This window comes from Amycolatopsis nivea (genome assembly GCF_004522235.1).
Classification (GTDB): Bacteria; Actinomycetota; Actinomycetes; order Mycobacteriales; family Pseudonocardiaceae; genus Amycolatopsis; species Amycolatopsis nivea.
The window spans coordinates 70,007-94,973 of record NZ_SDLT01000006.1 but is presented as its reverse complement, the minus strand read 5'-3'; the positions used below and the strand labels follow the sequence as shown (position 1 = coordinate 94,973).

Below are 24,967 nucleotides of genomic sequence, written 5' to 3'. Positions count from 1 at the left end.
TTCGGCGCGCTCAGCGGCGCGGTTCTTTCACGGTGTTCTTTTCGGTGGCCAAGGTCAGCTGCCGCCGCAGGTCCCACAGGAACGGGAAAACCCGCTGCGCGGCCCGGCCTTCGAGATAGCCGGACGATCCGCCGCCGGTGCCGCGCACCAGCCTGCCGATGATCCGTTCGACCAGGCACAGGTGCTCGTGCCGCCAGCGCAGCCACATCCGGTCGTGGTCAAGCAGTTCCTCGCCGAGCAGCACCAGCGCGGCATGCCGCTCCGGTTCCGCGTACACCGCCTGCCAGTCCTCGGCGCCAGCCGCGCGCGGCACCCCGACGGCCACTTCGGCGAGGCTCGGCACGGCGAGCGCGGCGCTCACGTCGGACGGCAGCACGCCGCTGCTGGCCGAGGCGAGCTGGGCCAGGTAACCCGGCTCGCGCAAACCGACCAGCACCTCGAGCACCCGGAACTGCACCGACTGGAATCCGCTCGCGGTGCCGAGCGCGTGCCGGAACTGCAGGAAGGCGCTCGGCTCCAGCGTGTTCAACGTCTGCATCTGCGCGGTCTGGGCGGCGAAGATCTCGTTGACCCGGCGCATCCTGGTGACCGCACGCGCCCACTGCCGGTCGGCCAGGCAGGGCAGAACCCGGTACAGCTCGTGGATCATCACCTTGAACCACAGCTCCATCGCCTGGTGGGTGACGATGAAGTGCAGTTCGTCCGGGTGCTCGGGTTCGCTCACCGGGCGCTGGAGCCGCAGCAGGGCGTCCAGTTCGAGGTAGCTCCCGTAAGTCAGCTCGGCGGTGCCGGGCAGGTCGGTCATCCCGCATCTCCCCCTCTGGGCTGCGCTGCCGGGGCGGTCGCGCGCGGCATTCGGAGTTCGGATTTCCGGCGGCGGTAGCCGTCGCGGCCCACCGCCCGGATCGCGCCCGCGTCCGCCGCGGGCCCGGCCGCGGACCGGCGGTCGAGCTCGGCGGCCAGCGCGGCCACGGTCGGCAGCTCGAACAGCGCCCGCAGTGGCAGGTCGGACTGGAATTCGGCGCGGAGCCGGGCGTGCACGCGGGTCGCCAGCAACGAATGGCCGCCGAGCGCGAAGAAATTGTCGTCCGCGCCGACCTCGGGCACGCCGAGCACGACCTGCCACACCTTCGCGACCCTCTCCTCGGAGGGCGTCGCGGGCACCCGGTAAGGAACTCCGCCGAGTTCGTCGCCGTCCACCGGCCGAAGCGCTTTCCGGTCGATCTTCCCGTTGGGCGACAACGGGAATTCCGTGAGCCGCACGAACACGGCAGGCACCAGGTAGGCGGGCAGCGTGCGAGCGCAGTGCGACCGCAGCCCCGCATCGTCCACTTCGGACTCCGTGACGACGTATCCGACCAGGCGCGCCTGGTCGCCGGTTCCGTGCACGACGGTGACCGCTGCCCGGACGTCCGGATGCGCCTCGAGCACCGCGTCCACTTCGCCGGGCTCGATGCGCAGGCCGCGGATCTTGACCTGGTGGTCGAGCCTGCCGAGGAATTCGAGCACCCCGTCGGAGCGCAGTCGCACCTGGTCGCCGGTGCGGTACAGCCGGGAGCCGGACGTCCCGGCCGGGTCGGGCACGAAGCGCTCGGCGGTCAGGCCCGGCCGGCCGTGGTAACCGCGGCCGACTTGCACGCCGCCGATGCACAGCTCGCCGGGAACCCCGGCAGGCACCGGCCGCAGGAAACGGTCCAGCACGTGGATCCGCGTGTTGGCCACCGGCGCGCCGAGCGGCACGGCGCCGATCGGGTCCGGCGGGCACGGCCAGTGCGTCACGTCGACCGCGGCTTCGGTCGGCCCGTACAGGTTGTGCAAGGGCACGCCGGGCAACCTCGCCGCGACCGCCCGGACGACCTCCGCGGGCAGCGCCTCTCCGCTGGCGATCAGCCGGCGCAGGGAACTCGCGCGGGCGGATTCGGGCGTTTCGACGAACGCCGAGAGCATGGCCGGCACGAAATGCGCCGTGGTGACGGCTTGTTCGTCGGTCAGCTCCGCCAGATAACGCGGGTCTCGGTGTCCTCCGGGCGCGGCGAGCACCAGCCGCGCACCGGTCAGCAGCGGCCAGAAGAACTCCCACACCGACACGTCGAAAGTCGCCGGCGTTTTCTGCAGCACCCGGTCGTCGCCGTCGAGGCGGTAGGTGTCCTGCATCCACTGCAACCGGTTGACGATCGCGCGGTGAGTGTTCATCGCCGCCTTGGGCCGCCCCGTCGAGCCCGAGGTGTAGATGACGTAAGCGAGATTGTCCGGCACCGCCTCCGGTCCGCCTCGCGGATCGGCTCCCTCGCCCGGATGCACCGTTTCGATGTCCGGCACGACCGCCTGGTCGGTGACCAGCGCCGCGACCGCACTGTCGGCCAGCAGCGACGCGAGCCGTTCCGCCGGGTGCTCCGGATCGAGCGGCAGGTAGGCGGCAGCGGCGAACAGAACGCCGAGCACGGCGACGACGAGCTCCGGCGACCGGTCCAGGCAGACGCCGACCCGGTCCTCCGGGCCGATCCCGGACGCGCGCAACCGCTGCGCCAGCCGCTCGGCCTTGGTGCGCAAGGCCCGGTAGGTCAGCTCGCGCCCGGCCGAGGACACCGCGATCGCGTCAGGTGTTCGCTCCGCTTGCGCGCGCACCAGCGCGGCCAGGGTGGTCTCCGGCAGTTCGGCGGCGGGACCGGCGAGCACGGCCTGCGCGGCGAGTTCCGGTGCGGGCAGCAACGGCAGGTCCGGCACCCGCCGGTCGGGGTCCTCGGCCAGCGCCCCCAGCACGCTTTCGTACGAGCGCATCAGGCGGCGGATCGTCGCCTGGTCGAAGAGGTCGGTGTTGTATTCGACGTTGGCGTGCAGCCCTTCGGCGGATTCGCGCACCGAGAGGGTCAGGTCGAAGCGCGCGGTGTCACCGGCCGGTTGGTCGTGCAGCGCGCTGATTTCCAATCCTGGCCACGGCGCGCCACCCGCCGGCGCGTTCTGCAGCACGAACAACACCTGAACCAAGGGGCTGTGGCTCGGCGAGCGCTCCGGCCGCACCGCGTCGACCAGCAGCTCGAACGGCACGTCCTGCCGGGTGTAGGCGTCCACAGTGGTCTCGCGCACCCTGGCGAGCAGTTCCCGGCCGGTGGGCGCGCCCGTCAGGTCGGCGCGCAGCACCAGGGTGTTGGCGAAGAATCCGATCAGCGGCTCCAGTTCGGGCCGCGAGCGGTTGGCGATCGGGGTGCCGATCAGCAAGTCGTGCTGGCCGCTGTAGCCCGACAGCACGGTCGCGAAGGCGGCGAACAGGACCATGAAGACGGTCGCGCCTTCCGCACTGCCCAGTTCCCGGGCGGCCGCGGCCACCCGCGCGGGCAGGTCGACCGCGAGGTTCGCGCCCCGGTGGGTCTGCACCGCCGGCCGCGGCCGGTCAGTGGGCAGCGCAAGCAGTCCGGGCGCGCCGGCCAGCTTCTCCCGCCATTGCGCGAGCTCGCGTTCCAGCCGCTCGCCGCTGAGCAGTTCGCGTTGCCACACCGCGAAATCCGGGTACTGCACCGGCAGCTCCGGCAGCACCGCGGGCCGGTGTTCGACCGCCGCGGTGTAGCTCTCGCTCAGCTCCGCGACCAGCACGCCGGACGACCAGCCGTCGCTGACGATGTGGTGCAGGTTCAGCAGGAGGACGTGGTCGTCTTCGGCCAGCCGCACCAGCGCCGTCCGCAGCAGCGGGCCGGTTTCGAGGTCGAACGGCGCGCGGGCGTCCCGCCTCGCCAGCGCCCGGGCCTGCGAGAGCGCGTCCGCCCGGTCGAGTTCGCGCAGGTCGACCACTGGCAGCCGGACCTCCGGCATCTTGGCGATGACCTGGTATGGCGTGCCGTCGTCGCTGGAGAACGTGGTGCGCAAGGATTCGTGGCGGCGCACGACGTTCCGCACGGCGTCGGCCAGTGCAGTGACGTCGAGGTCGCCGGCGAGGCGCACTGCCATCGGCAGGTTGTACGCCGAGCTTCCGGGCGCCCATCGGTCGAGGAACCAAAGACGCTGCTGTGCGAAGGAAAGCGGAAGGACGCCATTGCGCGGGACCGGGGCGAGCACCGGCGCCGAGTCGTCCGCCAGCCGCGCACGCTCGACGAACCGAGCGAAGTCGGCGAGCGTCGGGTTGTCGAACAAGGCGCGGAGCGGGAGCTCCGCGTGCACCAAGGCAGACAGGCGGGCGATCACCCGCATCGCCGAGAGCGAATGCCCGCCCAGCGCGAAGAACGCCGACTGGCGGCTCACGTCCGTGCGGCCGAGGACGCCCGACCAGACGGTGGCGACCAGCTCCTCCATGCCGGGTCGCGGCCGGTCCGCCTCGGCGGTCGCGGCGGCCCCGGCGGCAGGCGGGAGCGCGCGGCGGTCCAGTTTCCCGTTGGGGGTCAACGGAAGCGCGTCCAGCCGGACGAACGCCGACGGAACCATGTACCCGGGCAGGTCCTCCGCGCAGTGCGCCAGGAGGTCCCGGTCGGCGGAGCCGGTCACCGCGTACGCGACGAGCTGCTGGTTGCCCGGCACGTCCTCGCGGAGCAGGACGACCGCGTCGCGCACGGCCGGGTGCCGGTGCAGGACCGCCTCGATTTCGCCGAGTTCGATCCGGAAGCCGCGCAGCTTCACCTGATGGTCGATGCGGCCGAGGAATTCCAGCGTGCCGTCCACCGCTGCGCGCACCAGGTCGCCGGTGCGGTAAAGCCGCGTGCCCGGCGGCCCGAACGGGTCCGGCACGAACGACGACGCGGTGCGGCCGGGCCGTCCGGCATACCCGCGGCCCACTCCGCTGCCGCCCACGCACAATTCGCCGGGCGCGCCGAGCGGCACCGGACGCTGCCGGTTGTCCAGGACGTACAGCCGCGTGTTCGGCAACGGCGTCCCGATCGGCACTCCGGAAGCGTCCGCGGCGGGCGGGGCCGCGATGACGTGGTGCGTGACGTCATCGGAGCATTCCGTCGGACCGTAGGCGTTGAGCAGCGGAATCCGCGGATGCCGGGCGAGCCAGGTCCGGCAGAGGTCGGCGGGCAGCGCCTCGCCGGTCAGCAGCAGCCACCGCAGCGCAGGCAGCTCCCCGGGTGTCTCGGACGCCTCGATCGCGCGGAGCATCGAGGGCACCACTTCGAGAATCGTCACGTCCCGGCGGGCGGTCTCGGCCATCAGCCGCACCGGATCGTGGGCTACCGGATCGGCGAACACCCGCACGCTGCCGCCGACCAGCAGCGCCGAGAAGAACTGCCACACCGAAATGTCGAAGGACGGCGACGCGGTGGCAGCCACCGTGTCGTCCGAGGAAAGGCCGAGGGCGCGGACCTTCGCGAGCAAGTGGTTGACCATCCCGCGCTGCTCGACCATCGCCCCCTTGGGCCTGCCGGTGGAGCCGGAGGTATAGATGACGTACGCGAGATGGTCCGGCCCGGTCCGCGGATCCGGCGGCTGTACCGCGCTGGGCTGGTCAGCGTCGTCTACGCAGACGACCTGTGCGTCCGTCGGCGGAAGGGCGGCACGAGCCGCGCTGGTGGTGACCACGACCGCCGCGCGGGCGTCGTCGAGCATGAAGGCGATGCGCTGCGCGGAAAGCGCGGCGTCCACCGGGAGATACGCGCCGCCGGCCTGCCACACCGCGAGGATCGCGACGATCAGGTCGACCGAGCGGTCCAGGCACAGGGCGACCCTGGTCTCCGGCTCGACACCGAGGCCCCGCAAGCGGTGCGCGAGGCCTGCGGCGGCCGCGGCCAGTTCGGCGTAGGTCAGCTCACGGTCGTCGTCGGCCACAGCGAGCGCGTCCGGAGTGCGCGCCGCTTGTGCCTGGAACAGCTGCGGGAAAGTCTGGTCCAGCGGGAACGGCACCGCGGTGTCGTTCCAGTCGACCAGCACCTGCCGGACCTCCTCCTCGGCCAGCACCGGCAGGTCCGCGAGAGTGCGCCGCGGATTGTCCGCCAGCGCCGCCAGCGCGGTGCGGACCTGGTCGAGCACCCGCCGTGCGGTCTGCGGACGGTAGCGGTCGCCGTCGTAAAGCAACTGGAGCCGGACCTGCTCGCCGGGCGCCGAGATCAGCGTCAGCGGGTAGTTGGTCTGCTCGTGCCCCTGCAACCGGTCCACCGCAGGCATCCCGGCGGGACGCGCCGCCGCGGCTTCCGGCAGTTGCTCGACCAGGTAGTTCTCGAACACCAGCACCGACTCGAACAACGGCTGGTCCCGGGGAGCCGCGCTGACGCCGTGGATCTCCACCAGGGGGGTGAACTCGAACTGGCGGGCGTCGGCGAGCGCGCGCTGCACGTCGTGCAGCCAGTCCAGCGCTTCCCGGTCCGGCTCGACCGGGAGCCGCACCGGCTGGGTGTTGATGAACTGCCCGACCATGCCCTCGGCTCCGGACAAGTCCGCGGGCCTGCCGGCCACGACGGTGCCGAACACCACTTCGGGTTCCATGCTGTGCCGGTGCAGCACCAGCGCCCAGGCGGCGTGCACCAGGGTGCCGAGCGTGACCTGGTTGGACCGGCCGAAGTCCTGCACGGCGGCAGTCTGCTCGGCGGTCAAATGCGCGATCTCGGTGGCGGACCCGGTGCCCGGCACCGGCTCGCCCGGTTCGACCGGCAACGGCGTCGGCGCGCTGATGTCGCCGAATTCCTTGCGCCAGAAGGCTTCCGCTTGCGCCGAATCGCGCTCGGCGAGCCAGCCGAGGTAGTCGCGGTACGGCCGGGCCGGCGCCGGGACGAACTCAGTGCCGGTCAGCGCGGCCCGGTGGAACGCGAGGACTTCCTGGAACACCCGGGCCAGCGACCATCCGTCCAGCAGGAGATGGTGGTGGGTCCAGATCAGCTCGCGGGTGTCCTCGCCGGTGCGGACCAGCGTCAGCCGCATCAGCGGCGCGGTTTCCGGGCGGAACCGCTCGGCCCGGTCCGCGCGCAGCAGATCCGCCAGCGCGTCGCGTTGTTCCGCGGCCGTCCGGCCTCGCCAGTCCAGCTCCCGCCACGGCACTTCCGCCGTGCGGTGCACCGCTTGCAGCGGGGAATCGCCGTCGCGCCAGTGGAACGAAGTGCGCAGCACCGGGTGGCTCGCCACCACCGCCGCCCACGCCGAACGCAGCGACGGCACGTCGAGGTCGCCGGTGAGCCGGCAGGTCACCTGCTCGACGTTCACGCCGCCCTCCGGCGCGTACAGCAGGTGGAACAACATCCCTTGCTGCATGGGCGACAACGGGTACAGGTCTTCGAGACCGCCGGGCAACGCGGCGAACCGGTCCACCGCGTCCTGGGTTACCGTCGCGAGCGGGAAATCCTGCGGGGTCGCCAGCGCGGCGTCCTCCGCGACGCCCGCGAACTGCGCGACGCAATCGAGAAAGCGGCCCGCCAGCCGGGCCACGGTGGCTTCGCGGTGCCGGCCGGGGCTGTAGGTCCAGCGGACCTGGAGCTTGCCGTTCGCGACGGCGGCGGTCACTTCCAGCGCATACCGGCGCGGCGCGCGGTCGTCCTGCGGCACTCCGGCCGGTTCGCCGGACAGCCGCCAGCCGGCGCCGTTCTCCGGGTTCTCGTCGAACTGGCCGAGGTAGTTGAACAGGACGTCGCGCTCGGCCGCCCGGAAACGGACGCCCCGGCCGTAGGCGAGCAACTGGTGCCCGATGCCGCCGTCCGGCACCGACCGGAGCCGGGCTTTCGCGTGCCGCAGCGCCGAAACCGCGTCGCCCGCGGACAGTTCGAGCGGGTAAAGGCTGGTGAACCACCCGACAGTGCCGGTCAGGTCGACACCGGCCCAGCACGTCTCGCGGCCGTGTCCCTCGGTGTCCACTACCACGCGGTCGCGGCCGGACCACTCCCCCAGGGTCTGGCCCAGGGCGGCGAGCAGGACCTCGACGGGCCGCACCCGGGCAGACCCGGCGTGCAGGAGGGAGCGGGTCTGCCGCCGGTTCAGCGACCGGGTCACAGTTGCCGCCGTGCCGGCCGTGTGCGGTCCGGCGCTGGGAAAATCGACGGGCAGCGACGCGTTCGCGGCGCGAAGCATGTCCTGCCAGAACGGGATTTCCGCGGCGAGTTCGTCCGACTCCGCGTACTCGGCCAGCCGAGTCGCCCAGGCAGCGAAGGAAGTGCCGGACGCGCCGGCTGGCGCCTTTCGGCCGCGGGAGATCTCGGCGTAGGCCGTCGCGAGGTCAGCCAGCAGGACGCGCCACGAAACGCCGTCCACTCCCAGGTGGTGGACGACCAGCAGCAGCCGCTCGCCGTCGTCGCCGAGGCTGACATGCACCGCGCGCAACAGGAAGCCGTCGTCCAGGGCGAGCGAAGTCTGCGTCTCAGTCGCGATCTCCTCGAACGCGCGGACCGGCTCGGCGCTCGCGGAGAGGTCGACGCAGCGCAGAAGCTCGGGATGCTCGGCGGGCTCAGCGATCCGCTGCTGCCACCGGCCGTCGGGGCGTCGCTCGAAACGGAGCCGCAGCGCTGCGTGCTTCGAGGTCAGGTGCACGAGCGCGGCTCGCAGCGCGTCGGGGTCCGCGGGCTGATCCAGCCGCATGACGAACGCTTGGTTGAAGTGATGCGGAGCGGGCCGTTCCGCGGCGAAGAACCAGGACTGGATCGGCGTCAGCGGGATCGGGCCGGTCGGATCGGGCTCTGCCACCGCGGGTTCGGCTGTTTCGGAGCCGGCCGCCGTCGCCAGTTCGGCCACGGTCTGGTGCTCGAACAACTGCCGCGGATTGATCCGCAGCCCGGCCTGCATCGCCCGGGCCGCGATCCGCATGCTCAGGATCGAATCTCCGCCCAGTGCGAAGAAATTGTCGTGCACGCCGACCGCGTCCAGCCCCAGGATGTCCTGCCAGATCTCGGCGAGCGCCCGTTCGGCGGGGGTGTCCGGCGCGGCGTACTCGGCACCGGACTGAACGCGGTCGCCGGACGGCGCCGGCAAAGCGGCATCGTCGATCTTGCCGTGCGCGGTCAACGGGAACGCGCCGACAACCACGTAGTGCGCGGGGTGCAGGTAGCTCGGCAGGGACCCGGCCACGTGTTCGCGGATGTCGGCGATCTCGCCGGTGGTGACCAGGTACGCGGCCAGCCTCTCGTCGCGCAGCAGCACGTGTGCGGCGGTCACGTCCGGGTGGGTGCGCAGCGCGGATTCGATCTCGCCCGGCTCGACGCGGTGCCCGCGGACCTGCACCTGGCTGTCGCTGCGCCCGAGGTAGACGAACGTGCCGTCGGGCAGCGCCCGCGCCAGGTCGCCGGTGCGGTACATCCGGGCGCCCGGCGCGCCGTGCGCGTGCGGGTCCGGCAGGAAGCGCTCCGCGGTGAGCCCGGACCGGCCGAGGTATCCGCGGGCGGGCCCGGCGCCGCCGACGTAAAGCTCGCCGGCCACGCCGGCGGGCACCGGGCGCAGATCGTCGTCCAGGAGGTACACGCGCAGGTCCGCAATCGGCCTGCCGATCGCCGAGCCCGCCCCGGGCCGCAGATCGGCCTCGGCGACCCGGTGCTGGGTCACGTGCACGGTCGTCTCGGTGATGCCGTACATGTTCACCAGCCGCGGCCGGCGCAACCCGGTGCGGCCGGCCCAGCCGGCGAGTTGTCCGGCGGACAGCGCCTCGCCGCCGAAGATCACCGTGTGCAGGGCGGGCAGTTCGCCGGCGCGGGAGGCCAGCGGCAGGAATGCCGAAGGAGTCTGGTTCAGCACGGTGACCGCTTGCTCGGCAAGGAGTTCCGCGAAGTCGTCCGGCGAGCGCCGGGTCGGTTCGTCCACCAGCACCAGCCGGCCGCCGTGTGCCAGCGCGCCCCACAGCTCCCACACGGAGAAGTCGAAGGCGATCGAGTGGAACAGGCTCCAGATGTCGTCCGCGCCGAACCCGGTCCAGCATTGGGTCGCGTCGAACAGCCGGGCCGCGTTGCCGTGCGGCACCAGCACGCCCTTGGGCTGTCCGGTGGAACCCGACGTGTAGATCACGTACGCCAGCTGCGCCGGGTCCACCGGCACGTCAGCCGGTTCGGCCGCACACTCGTCCAGGACGACGACCGCGGGTCCGGCAGGCACCCGCGCGGCCAGGTCCGCGGTGGTCACGACGATCGGCGTCCGGCTGTCGGCCACCAGGTACGCGATCCGGTCGGCCGGGTAGGCCGGGTCCAGCGGCAGGTACGCGCCGCCGGCGAGCTGGCAGGCCAGTACCGCGATCACCTGCTGCGGCCCGCGCTCCGACAGCACGCCGACCAGCTTCTCCGGGCCGACGCCCGCGGACCGCAGACGTTCCGCGAGACCGGACGCGCGTCGCAGCACCGCGCGATAGCTCAGCTGTTCCTCGCCCCACACGACGGCGATCGCGTCCGGCCGCGTCCGGGCCTGCTCCTGGAAGCGGGTCACCAGCGGCGTCGGTGCGGCCAGTTCGCCGGTCTCCGGGTTCCACCGCCGGACCAGCTCCGCCTCGTCCACTGTGGACACCAAGGGCAGCCGGGCCACCGGGCGGGCCGGATCGGCGGCCATGCCGGCCAGCAGCCGGGCGAGCTGGCCGAGCAGGTCGGCGGCGGTCGGCGCGTCGTACCGGTCGGTGGCGTACAGCAGGCGGAGGCTGAACCGGTCGCCCGGGGCCGCGACCAGGGTCAATGGCACGTCGGTCTGCTCGGCGACCCGCACGTCGCGCACCACCGGGTCCGATTCGCCGCGCACGGAGTCGTCGCCGAGCGGGTAGTTTTCGAAGACCACCAGGCTGTCGAACAGCGCGACCCCGCCGGGCACTTCGCTCCACGCCCGGATCCGCGCCAGCGGCGTGTGTTCGTGCTGCCGCAGCTCGGCGACCGAGCGCTGCAGCTGCGGAAGCCACTCGCCGACTGGCTGACCGTGCGACCAGCGCACGCGCACCGGCACGGTGTTGATGAACAGCCCGATCATGTCCTCGGAGCCGGGCAGTTGCGGCGGACGCCCGGCCACCGTCACGCCGAACACCACGTCGTCGGAACCGCTGTGCTTGCCCAGCAGCAGCCCCCAGGCGGCCTGCACGACCGTGCTCGCAGTGAGCCCGTGCTCCCGGCACATCCGCTGCAGCGCCGCTGTCGCTTCCTCGTCCAGCTCGACGACCGCGCTCGCCGATCCCGCCGAGCCGGGGTTCGCGGGCCCGGCCGGCAGCGGGGTCGGGGCGGCGAACCCGCGGAGCGCGTCGCGCCAGGTCTGCTCGGCCGCCTGGTCGTCCCGGGCCTGCAGCCAGCCGACGTAATCGCGGAACGGCCGGACCGGCGGAAGGCGGACCTCGGCACCGGGCGCCGCCGAGTAGTACGCCATCACTTCGCGCAGCAGCCTTGCCCGGGACCATCCGTCGAAGATCAGGTGGTGGTTGCTGCAGACGATTTCCCACGCGCTCTCGGCGAGCCGGATCAGTGCGATGCGCAGCAGCGGAGCCCGCGCCACGTCGAACCCGCGGGTGTGGTCGGCGCGCAGGAACTCCTCCAGCCGCTGCTCGCGCTCGGCGTCGCTCGCGCCGCGCCAATCCTCCACCACGACGTCGAGCCGCGCCTCGCGGTGCACGACCTGAACCGGCTCGTCCAGCTTCTGCCACAGGAACGAGGTGCGCAGCGCCGGGTGCCGGTCGACCACACGCTGCCACGCGCGGGCGAAAGCATCCGGGTCGAAGGGGCCTTCGACGCGGAACGCGACCTGTTCCACGTACATCCCGCCGCGGTCGTCGGAGACGGTGTGGAACAGCAATCCTTGCTGCAGCGGGGAAAGCGGGTAAAGGTCCGCGACGTCGCTCACAGCGCCGAGTCCAGCTCGTCGGCGGCCGCGGCCGGGACGGCCGCGACCGGCAGCCTGCTCGGACCGCTGAGGAAGTTGGAGCGCACTCGCGTCACCGGCCCGGCCACGTCGATGTCCGCGGCGAACTCGGCCAGCGCACCGAGCAGGGCGGACATCTCCACCCGGGCCAGATAGGACCCGAGGCAGAAGTGCGGGCCGAACCCGAACGTGACGTGTTTGTTGGGCTGGCGGGCCAGATCGAACACCTCGGGCCGGTCGAACACCCGCTCGTCCCGGTTCGCCGAGCAGTTCCACACCGTCACGATGTCGCCCGCGGCGATGGTGCGGTCGTGCAGCACCACGTCTTCGAGGGCGACCCGGCCGAAGTGCATGGCCGGCGTCGCCCAGCGGAGCACCTCCTCGACCGCGGTTTCCTTCGCCACCGTGCCCTCGCGCAGCGCGCGCCACTGGTCTTTGTGCTCGCTGAGTGCCTGCACCGCGGTGCACATGGACAGCCGCGCGGTTTCGTCGCCGCCGATGACCAGGCTGTAGCAGTTGAAGATGATCTCGTGCACGGTGAGCGCGCGATTGCCGATGCTGCCGGTGGCGAGCGCGCTGATCACGTCGTCCTCCGGGTTTTCGCGGCGCAGCTCGGCCAGCTCGGCGAAATACATCAGGATCTCGTTCCGCGCCGCCCACGCGTCGCTGAACGTTTCGTCCGCGTCGTCGGAACTGAGCGCGGATTTGTTCAGGCGGAGCAGATGCGGCCGGTCGGCCTCGGGCACGCCGAGCAGATCGCAGATGGTGGTCATCGGGATCCGGTCGGCCACCTCGCCGGCGAAATCGAACGTGCCGCGCCGCACCGCGGCCCGCACTGCCCGCCGGGTGGACCGGCGCACCTGCCCGGAGACCCGTTCGAGCACCCGCGGCGAGAACGCCTTCAGCAGCACCGCGCGCAGTTCCCGCTGCCGCGGCCCGTCGGTGACCGCGAGCATTTTCCCGGCCGCGGTGTCGCCGCCGCGCAGCAAAGTGGTGAGCAGATTGCCGCGTTCGGACGTGAACCGGATGTTGTCCTTGTACACCGCCTGCACATCGGCATGCCGGGTGATCACCCAGAATTCCGGGCCGTGCGCCGTTTCGGAATGCCGGTAAACCGGTTCGCGGTCGCGCAGATAACGCCACATCCCGGACAGGTCGGAATCGGCATGGGTGGCCGGGTCGGCCAAATCGAACACCGCCGGGTTTTCCGCCGCAACCGCCGTTTCGGCACTCACGAAGCCGCCCTCCGTCTTCCGCCGCCCCGGGCGGTCGTCCCCTGCGCCGGAACCGGACTGCTCCACATGCTGTCCGGTCGGCGAGCCCGACAGTAGAGGCTTCGGCGGAATGCGTGCAAGACCTTCCCGGCAATGCTTTCAGCGGTCCGGACAATGCGCAATGATCGTAATTCGATGCAATGCTCCATTACCTGCCACAGCGCATTTTTTGTCCCGCGCAAAGCGGGTTGGCGAGGTCCCCGCTCCGTGCTAGCGTGCGGGAGAATTGATCCGCAGCCACGCCATTCTGGGGGCGTTTCAGCGTGTTATCCAGCGAGTCACGGACGACTGCCGCCGCCGGTTTCCGGCGCACCGCCGAAGCAGCTGCATGACGGCATCGAATACGCCGGACGGCGCAGTCGCGCTCGCCGGCGCTCCGTCCGGCCAGGCCGCGCTGCACGAACTGTTCGCCGCGCACGCGGGTGCGACGCCGGACGCGATCGCGGTCGTCTGCGGCGACCGGCAGCTCACCTACCGGGCGCTCGACGCGCGCGCCACCGCCTTGGCGCGCCGCCTGCGCGCGCTGGGCGTCGGACCGGACGTGCGCGTAGGTGTCTGTCTTCCGCCGGCCGCGGACCTGGTGACCGCGCTGCTGGCAGTGCTCAAGGCGGGCGGAGCCTATCTCCCGATCGACCCCGCGTATCCCGCCCGGCGGCTGGAGTTCCTGCTCGCGGACGGCGACGTACCGCTTTTGCTCACCCATTCCGCGATCTCGCTGCCCCGGCACAGCGCGCGGGTGCTGCCGCTCGACCAGCCGTGGCCCGCCGAAACCGCCGGGCTGCCGGCGCCGCGCGTCGACGCTCTGGCGTACGTCATCTACACCTCCGGATCGACCGGACGGCCGAAGGGAGCCCTGCTCACCCACCGCGGCATCGCCGGACTCTCCCTCGCGCAGCAACGGATTCTCGGCACCGGACCCGGCCGCCGGGTGCTGCAGTTCGCATCCGCCAGCTTCGACGCCTCGGTGTTCGAGATCGTCATGGCGTTGTGTTCCGGCGCGACGCTGGTCCTTCCCGGCGAGCGGCTGATGCCCGGCGCGGACCTGATCGCGACGCTGGACCGGCAGGCGGTCACGACGGTCACCCTGCCGCCGTCCGCGTTGGTGGTCACCCCCGCCGCGAAGCTGCCCGCACTCGTCACCGTCTCGGTGGCCGGCGAGGTTTGCCCGCCGGAAGTCGTCCGCCGGTGGGCGCCCGGCCGCCGCTTCCACAACCTGTACGGCCCCACCGAGGCGACGGTCTGGTCGACGGCGGCGACGTGCGTGCCGGACGGGCCGGTCACCATCGGCGTCCCGGTCGCGGACGCCCGGGCGCACGTCCTCGACGCCGATCTCCGGACGGTGCCGCCCGGCGCTTCCGGCGAGCTGTACCTCGGCGGGCCCGGCTTGGCGCGCGGCTATTGGCGGCGTCCGGGAACCACCGCGGACCGTTTCGTGCCGGATCCGTTCGGCGAGCCCGGCGCGCGGCTTTACCGGACCGGCGACCGCGTGTTGCGCCGCCTGGACGGCGAACTGGACTTCGTGGACAGGCTCGACCGGCAGGCGAAGGTCCGCGGCCACCGCGTCGAACCGGGCGAAGTCGAGGCTGTGCTGCGCGAGCACCCGGCGGTGCGCGATTGCGTCGTCATCGCCGCGCCCGACACGCTGACGGCTTACGCGGTCGCCGCCGAGACGACTGCCGAAGACCTGCGGTCGCACTGCGCCGAGCGGTTGCCGGCCCACCTGGTGCCGGACGCGTTCCCGCTCCTCGACGCGCTGCCCACCACGCCGAACGGCAAGGTCGACCGAGCCGCGCTGCCTCCCGTGCGACGGGATTCCGGCCGACCGTACGAAGAACCGGTCACTGATGCCGAAAAGCGGCTCGCCGAGATCTGGGCCGACGTCCTCGCCGTGCCTAAGGCAGGCAGGCACGACCGGTTCCTCGCCCTCGGCGGCCATTCGCTGCTCGCCACCATGGTGCAAAGCCGGGTCCGCGCGGCGTTCGGTGTCGACCTGCCCGTGCGCGCGGTGTTCGAGGCGACCGATCTCGCGGCGCTCGCCCGCGAGATCGCCGAGCAGGACCGCACGCACACCGACGCCGCACTCCCGTCCGGCGACTCCCCCGCTCCGCTCTCCTCCGGGCAGCGCCAGCTGTGGTTCCTGGAAGAGCTTCTGCCCGGTACCGCGGCCTACGTGTCGCACGTGGCGGTGCGGCTGTCCGGGCCGGTGTCGGTCCCGGAGGCCGAACGCGCGCTCAACGCGGTCGTCGCCCGGCATTCCGCGCTGCGCACGGCCATAGTTTCGGACGACGGCCAGCCGGTGCAGGTGGTCTCCGATGAGCTGTGCCTCGGCATCGAGCTGATCAACGCCGAGGCGACGCCGGACGCGGGGCGGGAATTGGCGGCGCGGGTCGCGCGTCGCCCGTTCGACCTCGGCCGCGCCCCGTTGCTGCGGGCCGCGCTGGTGCGCGTCGCCGACGACGACCACGTGCTGGTGCTGGCCGGGCACCACGCGGTGGTCGACGGCTGGTCGTTTTCCTTGCTGCTGCGCGATTTCGCCACCGCCTACCGAGGCGCCCCGCTGCCTCCGCCGAGCGCGCGGTACGCGCAGTTCGCCCGCTGGCAGCGGGACCGCCCGGAGCTGGGCACGCGACTGACCTACTGGCGAGAACAGCTCTCCGACGCACCGGCGTTGCACGAATTGCCGCTGGACCGGCCGCGCCCGGCCGTGCAGACCTTCGCCGGAGCCGTGCACACCTTCACCGTCCCGGCCGACCTGCACCGGCGCCTGACCGCGTTGAGCCGGGAAGAAGAAGTCACCCTTTTCATGACCTTGTTCACCGCGTACGCGGTCCTGCTCGCCCGGCACAGCGGGCAAGACGATCTGGTGGTGGGGACGCCGGTCGCGAACCGGGTGCGGCCGGAATTCGAGGAGGTCGTCGGATTCTTCGCCAACACCGTCGCACTGCGCGTCCGGATCGACGGCGACCCCAGCTTCCGCGCCCTGCTGCGCCAGGTCCGGCGCACCTGCCTCGCGGCCTACGCCCAGGACGTGCCGTTCGAGCTGGTCACCGACGCGCTGCGGCCCGGACGGGACCTCAGCCACAACCCGGTCTACCAGGTGTTGTTCGCGCTGCAGAACGCTTCCGCCTTCGACGTCGACCTGCCAGGGGTGACCGCCCGGCAGCTCGATCTTGATCCCGGCACTGCCCGGTTCGACCTCGCTTTCGCGGTGACCGAGACCGACGGCGGGCTGCACGGTGTGGTCGAGTACAGCACGGACCTGTTCGCCGCGCGCACTGTCGAACGGCTCGCCGACCACTACTGCCTGCTGCTGGCCGCGATGGCCGCCGATCCCGGCGGGCGGGCGAGTTCGGTGCCGCTGCTCACTCCCGCCGAAACCCGGCAGCTCGCCGAGTGGAACGACACCGCGGCACCGGTCAAAGAGGGCCAACGCCTGCACCAGCTCATCGCGCGCCAGGCCGCTCGGACGCCGGACGCGATCGCGGTCGTCTGCGGCGACCGGCAGCTCACCTACGCCGCGCTGCAGCGGTCCGCGCACCGGCTCGCCCATGTGCTGCGTGCGCGGGGAGTGTGCGCCGAGACGCCGGTCGGCGTGTTCCTCGAACGGTCCGCCGAGTCGATCGTCAGCCTGCTGGCGGTGCTCGCCGCGGGCGGGGCGTACCTGCCCCTCGATCCGGCCTATCCGGCGGACCGGCTCTCGTTCATGGCCGCCGACAGCGGTCTTCGCGTCGTCGTGACCACCAGCGATCTCGCCGAGTCCGTTCCGTCCGGCGTCGGCACTGTCGTGCGTCTCGACGGCCACCGGGACGAGATCGCCGCCGCGAGCGCATCCGCACCCGCGGTCACCGTCGGCCCGGACCACCTCGCATACGTCATCTACACCTCCGGATCCTCCGGACGGCCCAAAGGCGCGCTGATGACGCACCGCGGCCTGACGAATCTGGTCGCCGCCGAGGCGTCCGCGATCGCCCCGTCCGCCGCGGACCGGGTGCTGGCCGTCGCGTCATTCGGTTTCGACGCCTCGTTGTGGGATGTCGTGATGGCGCTGTGTTTCGGCGGCACGCTCTGCATCGCGACCGGTGAGGAGCGCCTGCCGGGTCCGGAACTGGCCGGGCTGATGGGCCGGCAGGCGATCACGCACGCGACCTTGGCTCCGTCCGCCCTGGCGTCGCTGCCCGCGACCCCGCCGGACCTCGCCGTGCTGACCTCGACCGGAGAAGCCGTCACCGCGGAAGTCGTGCGTCGCTGGGCGCCGGGCCGCCAGTTCCTCAACGGCTACGGCCCGACCGAGTGCACCGTCGGCGCGACCATCGGCCAGTGCCGCGCCGAGGACGCGGAACCCACGCTGGGCCGTCCCTTCGCCAACACTCAGGTCCACTTGCTCGACGCGCGTCTCCGGCCGGTGCCGCCGGGTGTCGCGGGCGAGGTGTACGTGAGCGGGCCCGGTTTGTCGCGCGGCTATCTCGGCCGTCCCGGGCTTACCGCGCAACGGTTTCTGCCGGACCCGTTCGGTGCGCCGGGCGGCCGGCTCTACCGCACCGGCGACCGCGCGCGGTTCGGCCCCGACGGCGGCCTGGTCTTCCTCGGCCGGGCCGACGATCAGGTGCAGCTGCGCGGATTCCGGGTCGAGCCCGGCGAGATCGAGACCGTGCTGCTCGACCACCCCGCGGTGCGCGAAGCCGCGGTGCTGGTCCGCCGCGGCACGGCCCGGCTCGCCGCCTACGTGGTGGCCGAACCCCGCCCCGGCACGGCCGAGCTGCGCGAGCACTGCGCGCGCCGCCTGCCGGAGTTCATGGTGCCGGCGGCGATCGTGCTGCTCGACCGGATGCCGTTGACCAGCAACGGAAAAGTCGACCGCGACGCGCTGCCGGAGCCCGATTTCACCGCGAGCGCGGAATACCGGCCGCCGCGCACCGCGGCCGAACGCGCGCTCGCCGCGGTCTGGGAGCAGGTGCTCGGCATCGCCCGAGTGGGACGGGACGACAACTTCTTCGCGCTCGGCGGCGACTCGATCCTGAGCATCCAGGTGGTCTCCCGTGCCGCGCAAGCCGGGCTTGCCGTCACCGCCAAGCAGCTGTTCCAGCACCAGACCGTCGCGGAACTGGCCGCCGTCGCCGGATCGGCGCCCGCAGTCTCCGCCGAGCAAGGCCCGGTCGCCGGGCCCGTGTCCCCGACGCCGATCCAGCAGTGGTTTCTCGATCAGAAGCTCCCCGCACCGCACCATTTCAACCAGGCGCTCGCCCTGCGCTCCGCCCAGCCGCTCGACCCGGCGGCGTTGGAAATCGCGCTGCACGCGCTGCTCGCGCATCACGACGCGCTGCGCCTGCGGTTGCGCGCCGAAGACGGCTGGGCGCTGGACAACGCCCCGCTCCCGGCGGAACCGCCCGCGCTGCTTCACATCGCCGATCTGACCGCATTGCCTGCAGCGCAACGGTTCTCCGCGCTCGAGTCCCGCGTCGCGGAAACACAGCGCTTGCTCGATCTCGCCAGCGGTGTACTGCTGAGCGCGCTGTACGCCATCGTCTCGGAGGACGACCACCGCGTCCTGCTCGTCGCGCACCATCTCGGCGTGGACGGCGTTTCCTGGCGAATCCTGCTCGACGACCTCGCCACCGCGTACCGCCAAGCGCTCCGGCGCGAGCCGGTCGTGCTTCCGCCGAAAACCACGTCGTTCCGTCAGTGGGCCGAGTCGGCCGGCGGCCGCTCGGGCGACCAGGACCGGTGCCGGGCATTGCTGGAACAGCACGACGGCAGTGTTCCGGTGGACTTCGCGCCCGCCGACTTCGCACACGCCGGAGCCGGCGCCGTCGGCGACGCTCACACCGTGACCGTCGCTCTCGACGAAGACCAGACCTCGGTGTTGCTGCGGCCGGCCGGCAGCCGGTCGGCGAAGGACATCCTGCACACCGCGCTCGGCCGGGTGCTGACCGGCTGGACCGGCCGCGACCGCGTGCTGGTCGACGTCGAGGGCCACGGCCGCGACACCGGTCCCGATGCCGACCTCACCCGCACCGTCGGGTGGTTCACGGTCGTCGAGCCGGTGGTGCTCGGCAAGGACGGCACGGAAGCGGTCGGTACCGGATGCCTGGCGCTGCGGCACGGCTCGGACGCGCCGCTGCGTTCCCTTCCGGTGCCGGAAGTGTGCTTCAACTACCTCGGCCAGCTCGACGGCGGACTCGGCGACGCCCCGTGGGAACTCGTCCCCGAACTGCCTTCCGGCACTCAGGATCCCCGGCAGCCGCGGCCGTATCCCCTCGAGGTAACCGCCTTCGTGGCGGCCGGGCGGTTGCACGTCCGCTGGACCCACGTGCCCGCGATGCACGCGGAGCGCACCGTCACGCGGCTCGCCGAGCAGTTTCTCCAGCACGTCCGCGACCTCGCCGAACCGGCTGACGAATCCGGCGCCGAAGCGACGTATCCGCTGTCCCCATTGCAGCAGGGCATGCGCTTTCACGCACTGCTGTCGCCGGACAGCGGGGTGTACGTCGTCCAGCTTTCCTTTGCGCTGGAAGGCGATCTGGACGTCGGCGCGTTCCGCAGCGCCTGGCATCAGGTGGTCTCCCGGCACCCTGCCCTGCGCACGACCTTCCATCAGGCGGACGGCGAAGATCCCGTGCAGGTCGTCCACCGCGAGGTGCCGGAGCCGTGGCGGCTGACCGACTGGCGCGGTCGCGACGACGTGGCCGCGCTGGTCTCGGACCTGCTGGAGAGAGAGCGCGCCGCCGGATTCGACCTGGCCGAGCCGCCTCTGTTCCGCTTCGCCCTCGCCCGGGTCGCCGAGCGGACCCACCGGTTCGTCTGGACGCATCACCACCTGCTGATGGACGGCTGGTCGCTGCCGATCGTCCTCGCCGATTTGTTCACCGCATACGAAGCGCAGGTCGCCGGACAGCGGCCGAACCTGCCCGCCGTGCCGCCGTACGAGAAGTACGTCGGCTGGCTGTGCGAGCAGGACGCCACCGAATCCGACGCCGGATGGCGCGAGGCGCTCGCCGGGTTCGCCGCGCCGACCCCGCTTCCGCTGGAGCAGCCCGGCTGCGGTCCGATCGGCACCGCGACGGCAGAGGTCGAACTGTCCGCGGAGCGCACCCGCGCGCTGCGGGACCTGTGCCGGGGCAACGGGTTGACGTTGAGCACCGCGGTGCAGGCGGCATGGGGCCTGGTCCTCGCCCGACACGCCGAGTCCGACGACGTCGTGTTCGGCGTGACCGTGGCCGGGCGGCCGCCGGAGCTGCCCGGGGTCGAGAGCATGGTCGGACTGTTCATCAACACCCTGCCGATGCGCCTGCGCGTCGACCCGGACGCCGAGGTGGCGCCGTGGCTGCGTGCCGTGCAGTCGTCGTTCGCCGAAGTCCGGCAGTACGAACACACGCCGTTGGTGCGGATACAGGGCTGCAGCGGCGTGCCCCGCGGCAGCCGCCTGTTCGACAGCCTGGTGGTCTTCGAGAACTACCCGCTCGGCGAACACGCCGTACGGCCGCGCGGCGGGTTGCGGGCGCACGATGTGCGCGCCACTGAACAGACCGACGCGGCGCTGACCCTCGTCGCCGCCCCGGGCGAGCGGCTGGCGCTCCGTCTCATGTACGCCACCGATCGCTGCCCCGACGACAGTGCTGCCGCGTTGGCCGAGCAGGTGATCCGCGCGCTTGAGTCCTTTGCGGACGGTCCAGGCCGCCTGGTCGGCAGCGTCTCGCTGGCCCAGGAGGACGACCGGTTGCTGCGCGCTTGGAACCCCGAGCCGGAAGAGGTCCGCGGCCCGGCGCTGATCGAGCGGTTCGTCGAGGCGGCACGAACGCAACCCGACGCGGTGGCGCTGGTGTGGGGCGGCGAACAGCTCACGTACCACGCCGTGCTGCACCGCGCGGGCGGCCTGGCGAGCCGGCTGCGTGCCGCCGAGGTCGGGCCGGACGTGCTGGTCGGCATCCTGCTGGACCGCGGGCCGCTCCAGGTGATCGCGATACTCGCCTGCCATCTCGCCGGCGGCGCGTACTTGCCGCTCGACCCGGCTTATCCGCAGGAGCGGCTCGACTATCTGCTCTCCGACAGCGGCGCCCCGGTCGTGGTCGCCTCGCCGGATCTGGCCGCCCGGGTACCCGCAGGGCCACGCGTCCTCACGCCCGAGGCCGCGCCCGCCGAGCCCGCGCCGGCTCCGATCGATTCCGCGCACCTCGCATACGTGATCTACACGTCCGGATCGACCGGACGGCCGAAGGGCGTCCTGGTCCCGCACGGCAACGCGGCCCGGCTGTTCGACGCGACCCGGCACTGGTTCGGATTCGGCCGCGAGGACGTGTGGAGCCTGTTCCACTCCGTGTCGTTCGACTTCTCGGTCTGGGAACTGTGGGGTGCGCTCGCGCACGGCGGACGGCTGGTCCTCGTCGACGACACCACCCGGCGGGCCCCCGCCGACTTCGCCCGGGTCCTGGCCGACCAGGCGGTCACCGTGCTGAACCAGACGCCCTCGGCCTTCCTGCCACTGGCCGAGACGGTCTCCGAACTGCCCGCACTGCGCACGGTGGTCTTCGGCGGCGAGGCGCTGTCCGCCGACCGGCTCGCCGGCTGGGCCGAACGGTTCGGGCTGGAGCGCCCGCAGCTGGTGAACATGTACGGAATCACCGAGACCACCGTCCACGTCACCCGGCACCCGGTCGGCCGTCCGGACCTGGACCGCGCATCCGGAAGCGTCGTCGGCCGCCCGATCCCGGACCTGCGCGTCTACCTGCTTGACGACGATCTCCGGCCGGTGCCCGCCGGGATCGCCGGGCACCTCCACGTCGGCGGAGCCGGTCCGGCGCGGGGCTACCTCGGCAGGCCAGGGCTGACTGCCGAGCGATTCGTGCCGGACCCGTTCGGGGAACCCGGTTCGCGGATGTACCGCACCGGCGACCGCGCGCACGCGCTGCCCGACGGAGCCTTCGTCTATCTCGGCCGTTCCGACGACCAAGTGCAGTTGCGCGGCCACCGCATCGAACCGAACGAAATCGAAGCGGTGCTGCGCCGCCACCCCCAGGTCACCGGCGCCCGCGTGGTCCTGCGCGAAGACGAACCCGGGGACCAGCGTCTGGTCGCTTATCTCACCGCGGACGGCGACACCAGCGACCTGCGCTCCCGCGTCGGAGAGGCCCTTCCGGCGCATCTGCGTCCGGCGCATTACGTCACGCTGGAAGCCTTCCCGCTGACCGCGCACGGGAAGATCGACGTCGCCGCGCTTCCCGCGCCGGGAGGGGGCGAAGAACCGGCCGCCGGGTACGTCGCACCGCGCACGCCGACCGAACAGGCGCTGGCCGAGCTGTGGTGCAGCGTGCTGCACGTGCCCGAAGCCGGACTGCACGACAGTTTCTTCGCGCTCGGCGGGCATTCGCTGATCGCTACGCGGCTGCAGGGCCGCATTCGTGCCGAGTTCGGTGTGGAACTGCCGCTGCGCGCCGTTTTCGAAGCACCCGATCTCGCCGCGATGGCCAAGGAGATCGCCGGCGCCCGGGCCGACGAAGCATCGATCGTCCCGCGGAAACGGACCGGACCGGCTCCGCTCTCGTCGGCGCAACTGCGGCTCTGGTTCCTGGAGCGATGGCGGCCGGGCACCCCGCTCTACCACATCGCCGGCGTCCTGCGGTTGACCGGAGAACTGGACCCGCGGGCCTTGCGCACGGCGCTGCAGGCGGTGGTCGACCGGCACGAAAGCCTCCGCACGCACCTGACGATCGCCGGTTCCGAAGCGGGTCAGCTCGTGCGGGACCAGCTCGCCGCCGAGCTGCCGGTGGTGGATCTGTCCGGCCAGCCGCACCATGCCGACCGGCTGGCAGCGGCGGTCGCGCAAACCCCGTTCGACCTCGCCGAGGGCCCGCTGTGGCGGACCGTGCTGGTGCGCACCTCCCCGCGAGAGCACCAGCTCGCGCTGTGCCTGCACCACCTCGTCGCCGACGGTCACTCGCTTGATCTCCTGCTGCGCGAGCTGGCGGAGAACTACCGCACCGCGCTCGCCGGCGAGCCGATCGCGCGCGCGCCGCTGCCGATCCAGTTCGCCGACTACGCCGACTGGCAGCAGGACCGCTTGGCAGGCAGGCAGATCGCCGACGATCTCGCGTACTGGCGCGCGAAGCTGACCGGAATCTCCCCCGCCCCGCTGCCGACCGATTTCCCCCGGCCGGAGGTGCAGACGCACGCCAGCGCCATGCACCAGGCCGAACTGCCCGCCGCGGTCGCGGCCGGAGCGGCCGAAGTGGCGGACCGGACCGGCACGACGGCGTTCATGGTCTTGTTCGCGGCCACCGCGGTCGCTTTTCAGCAGGCAAGGGAACTGCCCGAGGTGGTGGTCGGCACGCCGGTCGCGAACCGGTCCCGGCCGGAAACCGAGGAGCTGATCGGCTGTCTGGTCAACACCGTCGTGCTGCGCGCGGACCCGGGCGGCGAGTCCACCTTCGCGAGCCTGCTGGAACAAGTCCGGGCCACCTGCCTGGACGCTTATGCGCACTCCGAAGCGCCGTTCGAACGCGTCGTGCAGGAGGTACAACCGGAGCGCTCGGCCAGTCACCTGCCGTTGTTCCAGACGTGGTTCGTCGTGCAGGACGAACCGGCCGCCGGCGGCTTCGGCAGCCTGGACGCGCAGCCGGTCGGGGCGCCGCCGGGCATGGCTCGCTACGACCTCCGGCTGGAGTTCCGCCGCACGGGCACCGGCTTGAGCCTGGTGTGCGAGTACAAGACCAGCCTGTTCCGGCCCGCCGGGATCGTCCGGCTGGCCGAGCACATCCGGCGGGTGCTGCGCGCCGTGACCGCCGACCCGGGCGCCGCGATCGCGGACCTCGCGGACGAACTCGCCGCCGCCGACGAGGAGGAACGGGTCGCAGGCGCGGCCGGAGCCGCCGCCTACAGCCAAGGAGCCCTGCGACGGCGCCGCCGTGCTGTCGCCGCGGCGCCCGACCAGGTCGAACCCAACGCACGACAGGAAGCGGGAAGATGAGCAATCGGGAAAGCGGATCAGCCCAGTTCCGGCCCCGGCGGCGAACCGCGGTGAGCCTCGCGCCGGAGACGCTGGTCTCGGCCCGCCCGCTGCTGGCCGAAAGCCCGGCGCCGCTGCTGTTCGCCCCGGCCGTCGACGGCGTCAACGCGCTGTCCTGGGTCGAGGCCAACCGCGAGCAGGTCCGCGAGCAGACCGTCCGGCACAAAGCCGTGCTGCTGCGCGGGTTCACCGTCGGCGACGTCGCCGAATTCGAGCAGGTGGTGCGGCTGGTCGGCGGCGACATGCTGGAGTACTCCTACGGATCGACGCCGCGCAGCCACGTCGCGGGCAACGTCTACACGTCGACCGAATACCCGGCCACGCAGGAAATCCCGCAGCACAACGAGATGGCCTACAGCCGGTCGTGGCCGCTGAAACTGGGCTTCTACTCGGTACGGGCCGCTCCCGAAGGCGGCCAGACGCCGCTCGCGGACAGCACCCGCGTCCTGGCGCGCATCCCCGCCGCGATCCGCGACCGGTTCGCCGAGCACGGCGTGATGTACGTGCGCAATTACGGGCAGGGCCTGGATTTGCCGTGGCAGGACGTGTTCCAGACGCCGGAGCGCACCGAGGTGGAGGCGTTCTGCGACCGCGCCGGGATCGAGTACGAATGGCTCGCCGACGACAGCCTGCGCACCCGTCAGGTCTGCCAAGCGGTGGTGACGCACCCGGAAACCGGTGAAACGGCCTGGTTCAACCAGGCGCACCTGTTCCACATTTCCGCGCAGGCGCCCGAAATCCGCGAAACGCTGCTGGCCGCCTTCGGCGAGCAGGGCCTGCCTCGCAACACCTACTACGGCGACGGCAGCCCGATCGACGAAGCCGACCTCGACGAGATCCGCCGCGCCTACCGGGAAGAAACCGTCATGTTCCGGTGGCAGGACGGCGACATCGCCATTCTCGAGAACATGCTCGTCTCGCATGGGCGCATGCCGTACGCCGGACCGCGCAAGCTCGTCGTCGCGATGGCCGGCGCGGGCGGACAGGGCCAGTAGAG

At 72.1% G+C, this 24,967-nt stretch carries 5 protein-coding genes; 2 read left to right on the top strand and 3 right to left on the bottom strand.

What is annotated here, in order from left to right; genetic code table 11:
• Window positions 1–10 precede the first annotated feature (10 nt).
• From EIZ44_RS09075 to EIZ44_RS09065, 3 genes are read right to left on the bottom strand one after another with little or no spacing between them, the layout of a single operon-like run.
• A complete protein-coding gene (locus EIZ44_RS09075) occupies window positions 11–805 on the bottom strand; it encodes a tryptophan 2,3-dioxygenase family protein (protein ID WP_134662795.1) in 795 nt (264 codons plus the stop codon).
• Complete coding sequence (locus EIZ44_RS09070) at window positions 802–11,682, bottom strand: non-ribosomal peptide synthetase (RefSeq protein ID WP_134728259.1); 10,881 nt, start codon at window positions 11,680–11,682, stop codon at window positions 802–804. Before EIZ44_RS09070 ends, EIZ44_RS09075 begins: the two co-directional genes overlap by 4 nt.
• On the bottom strand, window positions 11,679–12,935 hold the full coding sequence (locus EIZ44_RS09065) for a cytochrome P450 (RefSeq protein WP_240691254.1): 1,257 nt from the start codon (window positions 12,933–12,935) through the stop codon (window positions 11,679–11,681). The genes EIZ44_RS09070 and EIZ44_RS09065 overlap by 4 nt, the downstream gene beginning before the upstream one ends.
• Before the next feature lie 367 nt (window positions 12,936–13,302).
• On the opposite strand from EIZ44_RS09065, the gene EIZ44_RS09060 reads away from it, so the two are divergent.
• On the top strand, window positions 13,303–23,931 hold the full coding sequence (locus tag EIZ44_RS09060; protein ID WP_134728258.1) for a non-ribosomal peptide synthetase: 10,629 nt from the start codon (window positions 13,303–13,305) through the stop codon (window positions 23,929–23,931).
• The gene (locus EIZ44_RS09055; RefSeq protein WP_134662798.1) at window positions 23,928–24,965 is read left to right on the top strand and encodes a TauD/TfdA family dioxygenase; all 1,038 of its coding nucleotides are present in this window, start codon (window positions 23,928–23,930) and stop codon (window positions 24,963–24,965) included. The genes EIZ44_RS09060 and EIZ44_RS09055 overlap by 4 nt, the downstream gene beginning before the upstream one ends.
• Window positions 24,966–24,967: the final 2 nt, after the last annotated feature.

Excerpts from the sequence above, each read along its gene's own strand:
- EIZ44_RS09075 (WP_134662795.1), bottom strand. The coding sequence starts at position 805 with ATGACCGACCTGCCCGGCACCGCCGAGCTGACTTACGGGAGCTACCTC.
- EIZ44_RS09060 (WP_134728258.1), top strand. The coding sequence starts at position 13,303 with ATGACGGCATCGAATACGCCGGACGGCGCAGTCGCGCTCGCCGGCGCT.
- EIZ44_RS09055 (WP_134662798.1), top strand. The coding sequence starts at position 23,928 with ATGAGCAATCGGGAAAGCGGATCAGCCCAGTTCCGGCCCCGGCGGCGA.